General features: G+C 42.7%; 3 protein-coding genes. All 3 read right to left on the bottom strand.

The annotated features are described in order from the left end of the window. On the bottom strand, positions 1-7,798 hold a 7,798-nt coding region (locus HMPREF9184_RS02085; protein ID WP_232196693.1), incomplete at its 3' end, for an SIALI-17 repeat-containing surface protein. A 172-nt stretch (positions 7,799-7,970) separates the two neighbouring features. Then, positions 7,971-14,426 carry a SpGH101 family endo-alpha-N-acetylgalactosaminidase gene (locus HMPREF9184_RS02080; protein WP_001032522.1) on the bottom strand — a complete coding sequence of 2,152 codons (6,456 nt, stop codon included), beginning with the start codon at positions 14,424-14,426 and terminating at the stop codon, positions 7,971-7,973. 283 nt (positions 14,427-14,709) lie between these two features. Next, on the bottom strand, positions 14,710-16,692 hold the full coding sequence (locus tag HMPREF9184_RS02075) for a peptide ABC transporter substrate-binding protein (protein ID WP_000842566.1): 1,983 nt from the start codon (positions 16,690-16,692) through the stop codon (positions 14,710-14,712). Between the last annotated feature and the right edge of the window lie 217 nt (positions 16,693-16,909).

The raw sequence follows: 16,909 nt of genomic DNA, 5'->3' as shown, positions 1-16,909 counted from the left end.
TACCAAGTGGACCTGTGTACTCTGGTACTTCATGCACTGCTGCCTCAGCAGCATTCACACCACCTGTAAAGTCCGGTTTGCTCAAAACTGGTGGTTCTTCATCACCTTTGCTTGATTGAACAGATTCTTCTGTCAATTCTTGATAGAAGCTCGCCAATTCATAAAACTCAGCCTTGCCGCCTTCCCATACTAATTTGACGTCTAGAAGAGAGCCACCATTTCGGATAGCGAAGGTTTGGAGACTAGATGTAATGGCACCGAGGTCTGTCCAGCTGTCTTGACCATCCTTGAGTGTTCTAGCAAGAACACGTGCCTTCGCTCCTTCAGGAAGACTGGAAACGAGGCGAAGGTGGTTGGCATTGGTTGGCTCAGACAAGTGATACACCAACTCGCCCTTCTCTTTTTCAGACTTGTAGCTGGTCAAGACTTTTCCGTCTACCAGATTATTGTAGAGGTTGCCTTGGCTTTCTCCACCGTTTCCTTCTACTGTTGGATCATTGATTGGTTTGACAAATTCACCATCGTTGATGACCAATTCCGTAAATCCTACAAAACGGGCATCATAGTCTGCTGTATAGAGGACACGGAGATAGTTGGCTTTGACTGGTGTCGTCAATTCACCCTCGATGTAGCGATTTCCTGGCATCTTAGAATCATGAGTCCAGCCATCTGTCAGAGAATCATCGTGTTGGCTATTAGCCACACCATCTCCAACTGTGACAACATCTGTCCACGTTTTACCGTCTTGGCTGACTTGGATCTTACCATCACGAAGGTAGTTTTGAGTTCCGTCTTGGATATACGCTCTGATCTTCTTGATAGTGCGTTCGCTGCCAAGTTTCAAGGTCACGTGGCCATCTTTACGAGCATAGTCTGAAAACTCAACGAAGTTGTTGTAAACACCGTCAAATAATTGATCTAGATTGTTAATCTTACGAACGTCGTTGCTACCGTAAGCTGGGTGAATACCCATTGAGGTTGATTCCAATTTTGTTGGTTGCACTTCTTTGGTCGTCACAAGGAGAGAAGTCGCTGTAATAGCTTGTTCCTGATCTGTTTTGTTGACCAAACGCACATAACGAACCAAGTGAGTTGCGACAGATCTATCAGTCAACTGGCTAGCTGGCATCCATTCTTGCGCATTTGCAGAGTACTCAAGGCTAAGAGCTGGGTTGGCTTGGCCTTGGAGCTGGATGCTCTTGACCTGATGGATACGGTCAAGTTTCATACCTAGATAGCTATTTGCAGGAAGTTTGGTTCCAGCTGGAATTTGGAGCTCGTAACTGCCCAAGCTATCCACTACTGGCGTTTCCTTCAAAGCATCGACGTTGGTGTCCGTTAACTCACTATTTCCAGAGCGTGTCTCAACAGAGAAGTCTTGGATACGCCACCAGAGGTCGATTGCCTTAGTATTGCGTACTCGGATATAGCGAGCATTGATGGCTCTAGTCACTTCCTTGGTTTGCTCACCTGATAGGCGATCGAGTTCCTGCCAAGTAGTACCGTCTGTAGAATACTCAAGCACACCTGCAGCAAGTTTATCACCTGTTCCTTGACGAAGGCGAACTTTAGTGACTGACTTGACTTCACCGAGGTCAAGTTGTGCCCAGGCATCTACTGGTGTCGTATTGCTACCGTCAGCATTTGCCATCATGGCTTCTGTATTGTCCTTGCCATCAGTGATTTGACGAGCTGAGGTATTTAGTTTGTAAACTAAGTTTGAACTTAGACTAACTGTCGTTGCTTGTTGACTACGAGCTTTTTCAACTGGACGGTTAACTGCAATTTCCTGAACTGCAAACCAGGTATTTTCACGATCTGCTGTCGCAATCATACGAACTGCCTTAGCCTTGATATTGAGATTCTCAAACTTAAGAAGGGATTCATTTCCGACATAGCTTGGCTCTTTCAAGGTTACCCAGTTATCATTTTCATCTTGATACTGCACTTCTGCCTTACTAAAGGTATCACGTGGATTTGCCTGCGTTCCCATTGCAAAGGTCAAGGTTTGGATTGATACCGGCTTGTTGAACTTCATACCGATATAATCACCTGTCTTGATGCTGTTTGGTGATTTAATAATCGCATGGGTTGCCAAGTCGCCATCCGTTACTTCTGCCAAACCACCTTCTACACCTGTTCGATTGGTGATAAAGGTGCTGATGATTTGGTCTGGGTGCAAGACTTTTTGAACTTCAGACGCTAGAACTTCCTTCAAGGATAGGATAAATGGACGAATATGTTGAACACCCAATTCAGCTTTTTCCATATGATCTACATAATGGAAGGTATGAGTTTGAGACTGTTCGTAGAACTTCAAGCCTTTATAATAGCTGTTCCAAAGCTTAGCAGCATCGTTTGTAGCCATGGCTTCTGTTCCTGTAAGGAAGGCATCGAGGGCATTCATTTGGTCGATTGCATTATCCAACCAATAGTGGATTTGCGCAACCATCTTTTGATCGCCTGATGCCTTATAAAGCTCAGCTGCTTCTTTAATCTTGGCAAATTCAGCTCGCAGGGCTGCACGTTCGGCAGTCACATCCTGACCTGCTTTGAGCTTGGTCATGAAGTCTGTCAATTTTGGAGCCAAGTCTACAGATTCTTCTAGTTTAACGACACGGCCATCCATGTTTTGGTTGATCATGTGCTTACCAAGTTCACGGAAGGCTGCTGATACCTTGCTATCTTCAAAATGACCATTTTCAACAAAGTTGAAAGCAATGTCATTGATTTTCTTAGCTTCTTCTTCTGATTTCCACTGTTTCCATGAGTATTGAGCTCCTGAAAAGAGGGCAATCTTAGATGGTTCAGACTGTTGCATTGGGTTCAACATGATACCAGATAGCAAGCTTGGATCCACATTTGGATGAAGGAATTTCTCTCCACCACCTAGAATCAAGTGTTGTTTAGAGTTATCTGTTACAGGCCAGTTAATCCAAAGCGAAACTGGGCGATAGGTCTTACCACCTGCAGATAGATTGTTCTTGAGAGTTGAAAGGAAACTTTCAGAGACTTCACCCCAAATCTTACCACCCGTCAAGGTCATGGATGTTGAACTTGGGAGATTTTCATTGAGGGATTTCAACTCATCTTCACGTCCATTACCCCAATACTGACCAGGAACAAAGATCATTTCTTTGCGAAGACCACTGTAGGTTCCCTGCATTTCAGTCAACCACTTGGTCATATCTTGCATCAAGCGGTTGTAGCTATTGTAGCCTCCGACTGGGCTTGGAGCATCATCTGCAAGGATACCAAATTCGCGGACACCCACTTTCATCAACTGGGTAAATTTTGCCTTAATGGTTGCCAAATCTTCTTGATAATGCGCTTCATTGCCAAAGCGGATGCGGTTGTTCATGAATGGATGGATAGTCCAGACATAGCGGGTTTTACTTTGATTTCCGACACGAGCAAGTTCACGGATTTCAGCTAGTTTTTCTTCTGGATAGAGTTCACGCCATTTCTTGTTGTGGTATGGATCATCTTTTGGTGCAAAGAAGTATTGGTTCAATTTCAAATCGCCACCATAACGCATGAGCTCTGCACGATCGGCATTCGACCATGGATTTCCATAGTAACCTTCGATGAAACCACGGTTCTTGAGCTCTGCATAATCTTCTACTGTCACATTACGAAGGACTGGCACTTGGCTTTCCTTGAGCATGTGTTTCAAGGTTGTCAAACCATAGAAGACTGCATCTGTGTCTTTTCCGACGATGGAAATCGAGCTATCCTTGATGCTCAAGGCATAGGCGTCAATCTTGTCAAAGAGACCGGCTGAAACCTTGGGCAAGTTTTGCTCTGCTTGTGAGCCTTGTCCATGCACCCCAAGATAGATATTAGTTGCGCCAGCGATTGCCGCTTTACCAGTTGTATAAGATACTTGATTGTCCTGCAAGACACTCTTCAAGCGATTGCGAGTATAGATATCGAGTTGATCGCCCATGACCAGATTAACTTGCTTACGAAGGGCTGTGACTCCTTCTCCATAAGTCACTTTTTGTGGCGTTGGGAAGACCTTGTACTCTTTCTTGAGATAGTCTGCGCTCTTGCTGGCAGCTGCAATGCTGTCTTCGCTAGCTGGTTTACTTGCAGTAAATTGATCTGCCAATTCAACTGTTCCATCACCTGTTTGATCTACTTTTGGTTTTTCAGGTGTAGTTGGTTTTTCTGGTTGACTCGGTGCAGGCGTTTCTTGCTCTTCTTTGACAGGTTTCAATAGATGAACTTCAGCTGCACTTGCAAAACCACCAACGCCTTCCAATACTTTCAACTCAATCTTGTTGGTATGCACCGCCGCAAAGTTGACTGTTTTTTCTTGGGCGTTGTTGTCCCAGCTTCCTTCTGAAACCTTGACCATTTGGCCATCTTTTTGTGCGTAGATTTCGTAGCGCGTCACGACACCATTTCCACCACCTGGACGTGGAAGATAAGTCAAGCCATTGACTTTTTCTGCTTCTTTCAAGGTCATAGTAAGGGTGTATGGCGCAGTGTCACCAGTCCATTTAGTATGCCAGAATGTGCTCGGATCATTGTCAAAGGCTTTCTCAACAGCTCCTTCAGTCGCTGTTCCTGGCAATTCTTGGCTACTTGCAGTAGCAGTGAATTTGTCATTTGCAATCAAACGAGGATTTACAAATGGTTTGTCTGATAACTCTGCATTATGCAAGATTCCTTTGAAGCCACCGATGCTTTCAAGCGGTAGTACCAAGCTATTGTGGGCAAAACGAGGGTGTGCTGGATTTGCGATACGCTCAATCTTTTCACCATCCACATACACTTCAGTTGATTGTGGTTTGGTCACAATAGAGATTTGATAACGTTTGTTCTTTTCAAGTTTTTTCTTGAACTGGATATGGAACTGTTCAAATTGATAAGCAAGATAGCCATCTTTATCAGCTAGATAAAGACGATTGTCCCCACTTGTTGAGAAGGTTTGTTCACCGTCTCCAGTGACAGTCACATCAAACTTCAAGACATGACTTGGACCAACATCACCTGCTAAGCCTTCGATGCTGCTGTCTTTCTCAAAAGCCAATCCCTGCTCGCTTGTCTTCACTTTCTTACTTGCATAGTTCTTGATGGTTTCAGAATTGATGGTAAACAAGTCGCTTTGATCAATCTCTTTATCAGGATTTGACTGTGGCGCATAAGGGCTTGTTGGTAGGGTGCGTTCTGCAAAGGTCGCAGCTGCACGGTCAGATCCCCAAGTGCGCTCCGCAGTGGTTTGCATACTCTTGAAGAAGCGTTTAAAGATATCATAAGAGGTCAAACCTGTCTCATGAAGGTCGATATTGTCATTCCAAACTGCGTGCCCGCCACCAATAATGCTTGGATGAGAAGCTGCTAAAAGCGGACCTCCACCTGTTCTAAAATCATTCGGTGTCCAGCTATTGTACTGACGTTCGTAGTTAGCATAGTCCCCATAGGCTGCTTGACTATTGCTTCCACTTGGGACACTATATGTCGGAACATCCGTGATGTTGATAATCTTAGCTCCTTGGGCAATCGCTTCATTAGGACGTTGCCAATGAATACTCCAAATATCAACCTCAACACCTTTCCAGTCAACAGGGGTGCTTCCTCTTTTTGCACTGAGCGAACCCCAGATACGTGGTGTATAGCCCTTAGACTTTATATATTGAATCAAATCATTAACATAGCGACGATAGCTTTCTCTACTACCATAGTATTCATCCGTTCCGATATGAACAGTGGACACGCCATGCAAAGGAGCATCTGGTCCATCTAGGAGTTTGTCATAGACGGATTTGACAAAAGCGAGAGTTTCTTCGTACTTATTATCCAAGTCTAGCATGGCAACTCGTTCGACATTGTGCTTGCCTGCATAATCGCTCAAACTACCTTGATACATGAGGTCGGGACGAACTTTAACAAATGAAAGTGCGTGTCCTGGTGTGTCAATTTCAGGTACTAGGTTGATATGAAGAGCCTTGGCCAATTTAATCAGATTTTGCATTTCTTCCTTGGTATAATGCTCATCAGATGTTAATTTTTGACCATCCTTACCAACAATATCTGTCTCCAAACGGAAACCAGTCTTAGCGTGTTCAAGTACATACTTGAGTTGTTCTTCTGGTGTTAAATTCTTACCTGCCAAGTGTTCCTTGAGGAAGATATAGTTATCATTAAGGTGCAACTGCAAATCGTTCATCTTGTAGTAGGCCATGTTGAGCATGATGTCTACAAGGGTGTCATAAGGGATAAATTTACGACCTGTATCCAGCATAAAGCCACGGTGGCTGAAACTTGGAAAATCACGAATTTCGCCATTTTGTAGGTCTGTTTCTCCCATTTGAAGAAGAGTACGAGTTGCGTAGAAGGCTCCTGTGTTCGTTGCAGCTTCGATGGTAATGACACCATCTTGGATAGTGATGCCGTAGCCTTCCTTACCATAACCTTTGTTTTCAACCTTTTTAAATTCAATTCGTTTTTGAGCTTGCTTGTCACCTGTTGCAAGTTCCAATCCACGGCTTGCAAGGTCTGACTGGTAGAAGGTTGCAGCCTGATCAAATCCTGAATCACCTGTCGCAAGAACTGTATCTGAAGTGATAGAAGATTGGCCTTCTTTTCCATACCATTGTTGAACAGCTGGTGCTACTTTTGGTTTCACACCCACACCCTCGTCCTGATGTAGTCCCTTGATGACTACTTCAAATTCCTTAGTGAAAGTATGGCTGTCTTTGATTTGCTGCACCATAACCTTCACGCGTTGATCAGTAAGAGGTTGGTAGATGCGATTTTGAAGATCAATCACACCCTGCTTGTTACTGCCGATTAGACTAACCTGACCTGGTAAACTTGGTAGGACAAGAGACTTTCCATCTTCAGCTACATCCAACTGGTCTACTTGGCGGATATCCGTTACCTTACTATGGTCCGGAACGTTAGAATAAGCTCGAATTTCTTGGATTCCAACGTTTCTCCAGCCCATGGTTCCCGCTTGGTAATCAGTGACCTCAAGTTTGAGGTACTTCGCTTTGATACTTTCAGCTAGGTCTACTTTCTCGTCTAAAACTGGATCTCCAGTCTTGGTATGAGCTAGTTTCCATTGTTTTTCTCCATTAGCGCCCACGTCTTCTTGACCTGCGTAGTAGAGACTCCAAGATTTGATATTTGGGTCATTTTGCCCATTACGAAGACGACGATCCCAGTCAATTTCAACATGTTTGATAAGAGTTGTTTTAGGAAGAGTTAGTTCAAAAGTTGGTTTTACTGCGTCTCTATCTGTAGCCCAACGAGTATTGTCATCTCCGTCGATAGCTTTATCCGCAGTAAAGTTGGTACCAGTCTCATGATTGCTCGCCTGAGCAGTAGCACCTTCGAGATGGTTGACATCTTCTCTATCTTCGATTGGCTTTTCAGCTGGTTTTGGTGCGGGCGTAGCAGTTTCAGCTGGTTTATTGTCTGCCTTTGGTGTTTCAACCGGTTTCGGCGTTTCTACTGGCTTAGGACTTGCAGGACTTGTCTCTGGTTTTGCCTCTTCACTTGATGTAGGATTGCTTCCTTCGTCAGTCGCTGGAGTCTCTTCATGACTTGCTTCTGTTGCAGCTTCTGCATCCGCCTTTTCAAGCGCAGCTGCCAAATCATCTGGCAACTTATCCATTGGCTGAACCTGGGTGATGCTTCCCTCTGTTTCTGAAGGTGCTGCTGTTTCTGCTGCCTGAACCATATTGGCTCCAAAGATACTAGCACCAATCATGACTGAGGCTGCACCAACTGCAAATTTGCGGATACTATAATGACAGCGTTTCTCAAAAAAGTGTTTGTCCATATTTCTCCTATTTCCTTTCATCCGCTTACACCAGTAAGCGTTATCATTTCTCCTTTTAAAAAGGAGAGAACCAAGAGGTCCTCTCCAGGTGTTTGATTCATTTTCCGACTCTGACTCTCATAGCAGTCCAAGTCACTTATCCAAACAATGTAGTTGTGGAATAAATAAATATTTATTCTTTTTTACTTTTAATAGCAAAGAGGGCAGCTGACAATGCTAGGCTGATTCCTGCTAGGAAGAGGGCTGTATCAGACTGATCTTCTCCTGTTTCTGGGAGTGTCTTCTTGCTTTCTTCATTTTTCAGCCTATCTTTGATTTCTGATGTCTTTGTATCAGCTAGTGGAGCTGGTGTCAACTTATACTCTGGTTTCTCAACAGTTGGTGCGGGTTCATCACCTGCTGTACCTAGTGGGCCTGTGTACTCTGGTTTTTCATGTACGGCTGGCTCAACTCCATTCACACCACCAGTGTATTCTGGCAATTCGTGTACCAAGGCTTGAACTGCATTGACTCCACCCTTGAACTCTGGTAGGTTATGAACAGCTGCTTCAACCGCATTAACACCGCCTTTGAACTCTGGTACTTCATGTACAGCCACTTCTGCCGCATTGACACCGCCTTTGAACTCTGGTACTTCATGTATAGCCGCTTCTGCCGCATTGACACCGCCCTTAAATTCAGGAACTTCAAGAACTGGAGGTTGCTCTTCACCCTTGCTGCTTGTAGGAGCGTCTGGTTTAGCAACCTTATCTTGTAATTGGTTGAGATAGTCTGCGAAGTACTCGACCATTCTTTCAGTCAAGAGATGATTATCCGTCGCATATTTCATGCTCGCCTGAACTCCAGCCACTTCCTCTTGATTTTCTTTGTCTGTCAATTTCTGCGCCTTAGCTAAAGCTGCTTCATAGCCTGACAAGTCAAGAGGTTTTTCTGTTACCTGTGGACGATTAAAGATAAGTTCTGCTGCAGATTGGTATTTATCTCCACCATCTCCGTATGTCTTGGTACCAGTAAGGACAATCTTCTTAGCCTTGATTGTCCTACCAAAGTTAATGTCTTTTGGCTTATTGTTATCAGGCCAGTCCGTCGCAGTGAAAGTGTGCTCCTTGCCAGACTCATCTGTGACAACCAGTTTCACATCTCTCAGGTTACCGTTTGAACCTGAACCACGTGGTACATAGCGAAGTCCTGTGATTTCAGTAGGTTCTTTCAATACCATGGTGGCAGGCTTGCCTACATCTCCACCATTCCAAGATGTATGCCATAGACTAGACACATTACCATCAAAGGCATTCTCTAGACCTTCACCTGGTTGAGCTGGCGCATCCAAACTTTCAAAGTCTTCTGCTACCAAGGCTGTTTTCTTTTGAACCAAAGCATTCTTCAAAGATTCAATCTTGGCGATCTCTGCACGTGCTTCTTCGACACTGATATCATCATCGGCCTGACTGAGGTTAAAGACCGCTTCTTTCAATGCATCCATAGACTCTTTGGTGTAGTTGGTCATGGCAACCGTTGGCAAGTAGTTCTTCAGAGCATTTTCTGTCAACATCTTACCTGTTAGGGTAATTTCTTCGATTTGAAGATTATCCATCATGAAGTCGTTATATCCACGGAAGTTGGCATTTCCACCAGAATCACCACGAGTATTGCTTGCATTTCCAGTTGAGTAGATACCTACCCAAGTATCACCTGTTTCTGCACCAGTCACGAGGAAGGTTGCCTTCTTGGCTTTCTTAGAATCTGTCCAGGTATTTGGCAATTCATGCATTTCCAAGTTGCTTGCTTTCGTACCACGGTTACCAGATTGGAATTCTCCCTTACCAACTACAAAGGCGTAGGTATTATCTGATCCTGCTTCGTATTCAAAGGTTACACGGTAGGTCTTACCAGCTTCAAATCGGAAGTTTTGTGGGATGGTTTGGTAAACCAAGTTACGACGGCTCACTAGTCCATTTGTCTTCAATGACCAATTTCCTTCGATAACATCATCAACTTTCTTACCGTTCCAACCACGCTGTGTATATGGATCGTGTTTTTCAGACAAGTGAGTCCGGTTATCTTCAACACCTTCGACACCACCTACTACAAATGGAAAGATACCTTGAGCTACATTTTCAAAGTCTTGTTTGAAGGTTCCTTGACCTGTATCATGCTTGTCTCTGTACATGCTTGAATTGTTTTCGAAGGTACGAATTTCATCAAAGTATGTTGCTTCATCACCAGCTTCACGACTCAATGTCAGAGTGACATTTGATACGTCCGATCCAGTTGTAAAGAAGGCGTACATATTTTGGAAGTAACTTGTATCATCAACTGTAGCATTTTCACGGCGATTGTTATGAGCGTATGCTTTGATATAGTTGAGAGCCAGAGACTTATTGGTATAAGTAGTCACTTCTTTTTCACCAGTATTTACAGTGATACTTGCCTTGGCATTACTACGGTTATCGACACCAACATAAACGGCATATTTAGTATTTGGTTTCAAGCCAGTCAGTTTCTGAGTAAGACTGACCTTACTCTTATTACCTTGGATACGAAGCATTTCATTTGCGCCTTGTGATTTGACAATTTCTGCCTTGGAAGCATCACCAGAAATGGTCCAGTGTTTCAAGGTTCCACTGTTAAATCCTTGGTCATAGATATGCATGCCTTCGCTCCATGACATTTCAGGATTGGTTTGTTTTGAACGGTAGAGAACGTATGGTTGATTTGCTAGAAGGTCTAGGGTAATCTTGCCATCTTTTACAGTTAGTTCTTGCTCTTCTGTCTTACCTTGGTCAGTTAGCTTGTAAAGGTAAACCTTGCTATTTGCCCAATCGCTCGGAAGTGTCCAAGTTGTCGCACCAGCTTGCGTATTGAAGTAGTACATTTTTTCCTTATCAGTAGGAAGTTTCTTACCATTCGCATCCCAGTTCCAAGGAGTCAAGTAAGCTGAACCATCTTGGATGACACGTCCGTTGAGTGTTACTGTACGTTCGCGATATTGTGGGCTATTGACATCATTTGACTTACGAGTCACAACTACTTTATTCTTATCAGCATCTACCAATTCCACTCGCATTTCTGGAGTCCATTTATAGGTGCTACCGTTATCGGTCATGGTAACTGGTGTGCCATTTTCCCATTTGCTTACTGTGAAGTGTTGGAAGTACTTAGTCATGACATCATGGGCAAACAAGTTCGTTACATAGCCATTGTAGTCACTTCTTCCTTGCCAGCCTTCAAAGTCTTTCATGCTGTAGCCACCTAGAAGTGGATAATCTGCTGCACCACCGTAACTTCTGTAGTCCCCTACCCAAGCATCTTTTTGATGGTTACGGATAAATCGGGTGATGGCACTGTTGATACCTTTATTGGTGTAGCCACCGTAGGTCAAGTCAGCAGCCCAGTGATGGAAGGTAGAGTCGTACTCACCACCATGGCCCCACTCGATTGCAAAGCGCCAGCCTTGTTTATTGATTTCTTTGGCAAGAACGTGGGTAGCCCAGGCACCGTTATCACCTGATTGACCATTGCCCCAAACATCCACATAGATAAAGTCAAGGCCATCACCAAGTTTTTTCTTCAAGTCTTCCCAGCGAGCCAAACGTCCATGCGCCAAGTCATAGGCAGCATCAATGTTGATACCTTGGTCTAGCCAGTTCCAACCATAGCTATAGCTACCATCTGGATTCTTACGGAGGATTTTTTCATTGAAGTATTTAGACTCAGGATAAGTCTCAGAAGCGTTAACATGGATACCTAGATGAGCTCCATATTTCTTCGCTTTTGCAATCAAGGTCTTGAAGTCTTCAACACCACCAATACGTTTACCAATATCAGCATAGTTCAAGTGACCAGAGTCATGGCCTTCGCTACCATATCCTTTAAGGAGAACACCTTGTCCTAGACCATCTGTATGAAGATTGATCTTCTTGATACCATCCAACGTCATAAGGAATGGGTTTTGTGCTTGTGAACCAAAGTTCATCGCGATACGGTAAGCAGTGATATCCTTAACCTTTTCCCAACCTTGAGGGTTGTTCATGATGCTACGATAAGCAATGGCTCCATCTTGCCAATCGACCTTCTTATCCGCATTGGCATCTTCAGTAATAACAACCTTGGCACTTGGAAGTTCCTTGGTATACTCTGGGAAGACAATGCCCTTATAAGCTTTTTCCCATTGCCATTCAGAACTATGAATTCCGACATAGTTGGCATTTCCGACTGTTTCTTTGTAGGCTGTCAAGCGAGTCCAGTCATAAGACCCTCCACCGTAGCTGTTTTGAGAGTTACTCCAAACACCTGCAGCAAGTTTATCTGTAGAAACAAATCCATACATGTAACCCTTGGCTAGGTCTTTCATTGGATTGGTTACATCGATATGATCATCTCCGCTGACATGGGTATTGTTTGACATGGTTGCCCCATCAAACTTAGCACCAGCTTGATCACTCGAAACAGAGACTAAAGCATTGCCAAGGAAACTAATGGAAGAAAGCAGTTTTCTTTCATCATCAATCTTTTGACCTGGAGTAACTTGATTATGGTTGACAATCTTGGTCACATCAAAGTGCAATTGATTGTCCACAACTTGCAGACGAACTGTCATTTCCGCATTGATAAGATTAGCATCATCGCGAAGCTTCATCAAGTACTCTGCAGTTGTCTCATTGATTTTTTTGTAAGTAACTTCAGGTGTGACTTCATGTTTGTTGATAAATACTTTATTGAATTGTTGGACTTGTCCTGGCAAGGTATGCCCGTTCAAACTGTATTCTTTAATACGTGGGAAGGCTTGGTCAATCACTGCTTTGAGGACCTTAGACTGGATCGTGTCATAAGTCACCTTGCTATCATCAACTTCAGGACCTGTTTCTTTTTCAGCAGGGGTATCCTCTGTTTTTACCCCCTCTTGGTTATCCGTTTTAACGCTAACAACTGTTCGCTCATCGCCATAGGAGCCTGCCTTGAGAAGAATCTTCTTCTCATTTTTAAGATGATCATTGACCGCAGCTGGTAGAGTTACTGTATCAAAGAGCTTCACATCATTATTCGTTGCATTGAGCTGACCATCTGACTTAAGGGTAATTGATAGACGGTTGGTTAATCCTGTTTCAGGTGCAGCGACACGACTACCTCTATACCAAGTGCTAGTTGTTGGAGATTTATACTCCCAGAACCAGCCATCTTTGTCATAACCGACAAAAACATTATTATTGGTATCTTTAAATTTCAGGAAGACACCAAAGCGTGATTTGCCCTTTTCAGAATCTTCTTTGAAAGTTAAATCGACAGTCGCATTTCCATTGGCATCAACGGTCAAGCCCTTCTTTTCAAACAGGGCTGGTTTGCCTGCGTTATCATTTTGAGCAGTTGAGGATAGTTGGTTGTAGCGGACACCTTTTTCTTCTCGGATAGTGACTGTTCCCTGTTGTTCTTTTTTCGCTACCGTTTGCCATTCAGCTGTTACTTTTTCAGATGTTTCAGGTTTAGTAGCTGGTTTGTCCTCTTTTGGTTTGTCCTCTTTTGGTTTTTCTTCAGCTGGTTTTTCTTTCTCTTCCAAGTCTGCTGGTTTGACACTTGAAATTCCCTTCATATGATCTTGGATCCATTTCAATTGGGCAGGTGAGAAGAGAATACCACCACTACGTTGGCCAACAACTCCATTTTGATGAACACCGACGAGTTTTCCTTCTGTATCAAAGATACCGCCACCACTAGCACCTGGTTTTCCTCCTTGATAACCGATCCCTTGGACACCTTCTCCATATGGTTCTGCAAAATCAACTGTAGTATTGACAATCGGATTCAATTTCCCTTCTGGATAACCAAAGACATGGAGCTTATCTCCGATTTTCTTAACTACTGGCTTTTTGGTTACTTCAACAGGCGTATTTTCGAGAACTGTACGTAATCTCACAAGAGCCAAATCATTCTTGTAACCTTTTAGGAAACCTTCACGATCCCAGTGAATAATGTCTTTTTTACTAAATTTAACATCTGGTAGTCCTGGATAGGAAATGCTATAGATATCCCCATCACCCTTATCATTGTCAACAACCTTGCGATTATTGCCATCTGGAACGTCTTTTATAAAGTTATGGGAAACAGTTAAAACAAGATTTTCGCCAATGACAATCCCACTACCTTCACCTGATGGTGTCTTGATTTTGACAGTTGCTCCGTAGTTTAATTCACCATTCTTTGTTTTAGCTACATCTTCTGGAACGAGATTCTCAGTATCTTTAGCTAATTGATCCTTATCAACTTCTTTCCCTTTATCTTCAGCCTTATCTAATTTGCCCTCTAAGCCTTCTGGTAACTTATCTGAACTAGCTGATTTTTCTTTTTCAAGTGCTAATAGTTCTTCTTCTGTCTTAGGCCCATCCGTAACTTCTGGAGAACCTTGGTCTTCTCCTGCCTTAGGCGCTTCAAAATCACGCCCATCATTCTCTTTTGCTGTTGCAAGAGCAGTAGCTAAATCCGCTGGTAAGTTCGCCGTGGAGCCAGACTGCACGCTATCTGCAAGAACTGTACTTGTCCCAAAGAATGCAGCCCCAATCATAACAGAAGCAACACCTAATGAAAATTTCCGAATACTATATTTACAACGTTTTTCAAATAATCCTTTATTCATAAATTCCTAAATCCTTTCATTTTTGAGTAAGCGTTTACATTTCCTTTTTAAAAAATACTCCTTCCTCTGAAAGTGCAATGCTTAACCCTGATAAATAAAAAATAATTATGTTTTTAATATAACAAATAATATCTGAGAAAGCAATAGGAAACAAGTAAAATTAAGGAAAATTTTCTCTATTCTGACAAAAAGAGGCTCCAAATTTAGAATCTTTCTTTACAAATGTAAAAAAGGACTCAGCATCCAAGAGGAATACTAAATCCTTCCTTATATTTTGCAACAGTTATTTCACATGTTTTGCAAGATCTTCTTGAGCCTTTTTATTCGACTCTTCTTTTTCTTTCATCCATTTTTCTTGGGCTTTTTGGTATTCTTCTGTTGTTACTGGCTTATCTTGTACTTCTAGATATTTGTACAAAAGGGCTTCGCTCATACCTTTGTTACCTGAGTAAGCAAACGGAAGAGTAAATGGTACCATCTTAGACAACATTGGACGACCAGTTTGAGAAGTTGTTGGGATGATCAAGGCACTATCTGTCAACCAAGCTTGGGCAGCAGCATATTTTTCATAACGTTTTGAAACGTCAGTAGTTTCTTCCCCAGCTTCCACAACCATTTTTTCGTAGTCTTCCAAACCAACTTGCTTGGCAGCAGCGTTGTTGGTTCCAGAGTCAAATCCTAGGTAAGTCTTTGTATTTTCTCCTACAGATGGTTTGATAATATCAAGGTAGGTAGATGGATCCGCAAAGTCTGGAGACCAACCAACGTTATCTGAGATATCCCAATCTTCACCAGCAGCAGTCTCGGCAAAGTAGGTGATGTTCAAGACATCGTCTTTTTGAAGTTGTTGGATATCCACAACTACATTATCTGTTCCCAAAGTTGCTTCAAGTGACTGTTTCAAAGATTGCACACGTTGAACTTTCGTTGTGTTTGTTTGGTCTACAGGCATATCCAAGTGGATTGGGAATTTCACACCTTCTGCTTGAAGAGCTGTCTTAGCCTTGGCGAATTCTGCTTTGGCTTTTTCTGGATTGTAAAGTCCATCTTGAGCATCATCCAAGTTCACGTTGCTCCACTCGTCACCGTATGTCACCAATTTTTCTTTGACCAACTCACCAAAGTTTTTACCATCTGCTTGAACAAATGTAGGTGGGACAAACAAGTTGCGAAGCAGTTTAGTCGCACCACTTGCACCGTTTACTTGAGAGGCATAGGCAGTTCTATCAAAACCAAAGGCAAGTGCTTGACGGAAATCTTTATTTAGAAGAGCTTTCTTGGTAGATGTTTTTTGTTCATCAGCTGTCTTAGAAGTATGTTGATAAGACTGACGGTCGATATTGATACCAACTAAGAAAGTTGTTGAGTCTTGTTGTGTGTAAACAATATTGTCTTTAAAGGCTTTTTCAGTCTCTGGGTAGCTCGCGCTTGTTGGGAAGAGACGTGCCATTGTAAAGCTGCCATCTTTGAAGGCTTCAGTTGGTTTGTTGGTATCTTGGCCATCCCAGTATGACAATTTCACCTTGCCAATGTGGACATTATCTTTATCCCAATAGTTTGGATTCTTTTCAAACTCAACAGAAGATTTGGCTACGATTGATTTGAGCAAGAATGGTCCATTATAGAGAATACTACTAGGATCTGTCCCTTTGGCGAAGTCATCCCCTTTGGAGTTCAAGAACTCTTCATTTACTGGAGCCAAAACTCCCATCGTTGTCTTAGAATTCCAGAAGCTTTCTGGCTTGTTCAATGTGTACTGAACTGTATAATCATCAAGGGCCTTGATTCCTACTTGAGAGAAGTCTGTAATTTCTCCTTTAACATAGGCGTCCAATCCTTTGATTGATTCTTGAACTAAATAAAGACCATCAGATTTTTTATCAGCAGCATATTTAAGTCCTGTTACAAAGTCTTGGGCTTTGACTGCCGCGTATTCTTCACCTTCAGAAGTATACCATTTTGCATCCTTACGGATAGTATAAGTGTAAGTCAATCCATCCTTGGATACTGACCAATCCTCAGCCATAGACGGCACAAAGTTCCCGTAGCGGTCATTTTCTAGCAGACCATCAACCACGTTGCTGGTAATATTTGCTGTAGCTGCTTTATTAGTTGTCAAATAGTTCAGGTTATCAGGATCCGTCTCATAAATGTATGAGAATGTCTTCTCACCTTTGGCGCTTGAACCTGATCCAGAGCATGCAGCTAAAGTAGTCGCCGCCAATAATGTCACGCCCGCAAGGGCAAATAGTTTTGAACTTTTCATCATTTTCTCCTTTAAAACTTTCTCTCCATTATAGACTCTTTTCAAAAAGATGTCAACAGAATTTTCAGAATTTTTGTGTTAATTTGGTATATTCTGAAAAATAATTTTAAGGATATTCTAAAGTAATAATTATTCGTCTCTCTTGGGCTTCACTAACAAAGTTTATACCGAAAAAGGGGGCACTAAAAACCGATTTTTCTATATTTTTGATATAATT

It is taken from the genome of Streptococcus sp. oral taxon 058 str. F0407, assembly GCF_000235485.1.
Taxonomy (GTDB): domain Bacteria; phylum Bacillota; class Bacilli; order Lactobacillales; family Streptococcaceae; genus Streptococcus.
This window is presented reverse-complemented; position numbering and strand designations above follow the sequence as displayed.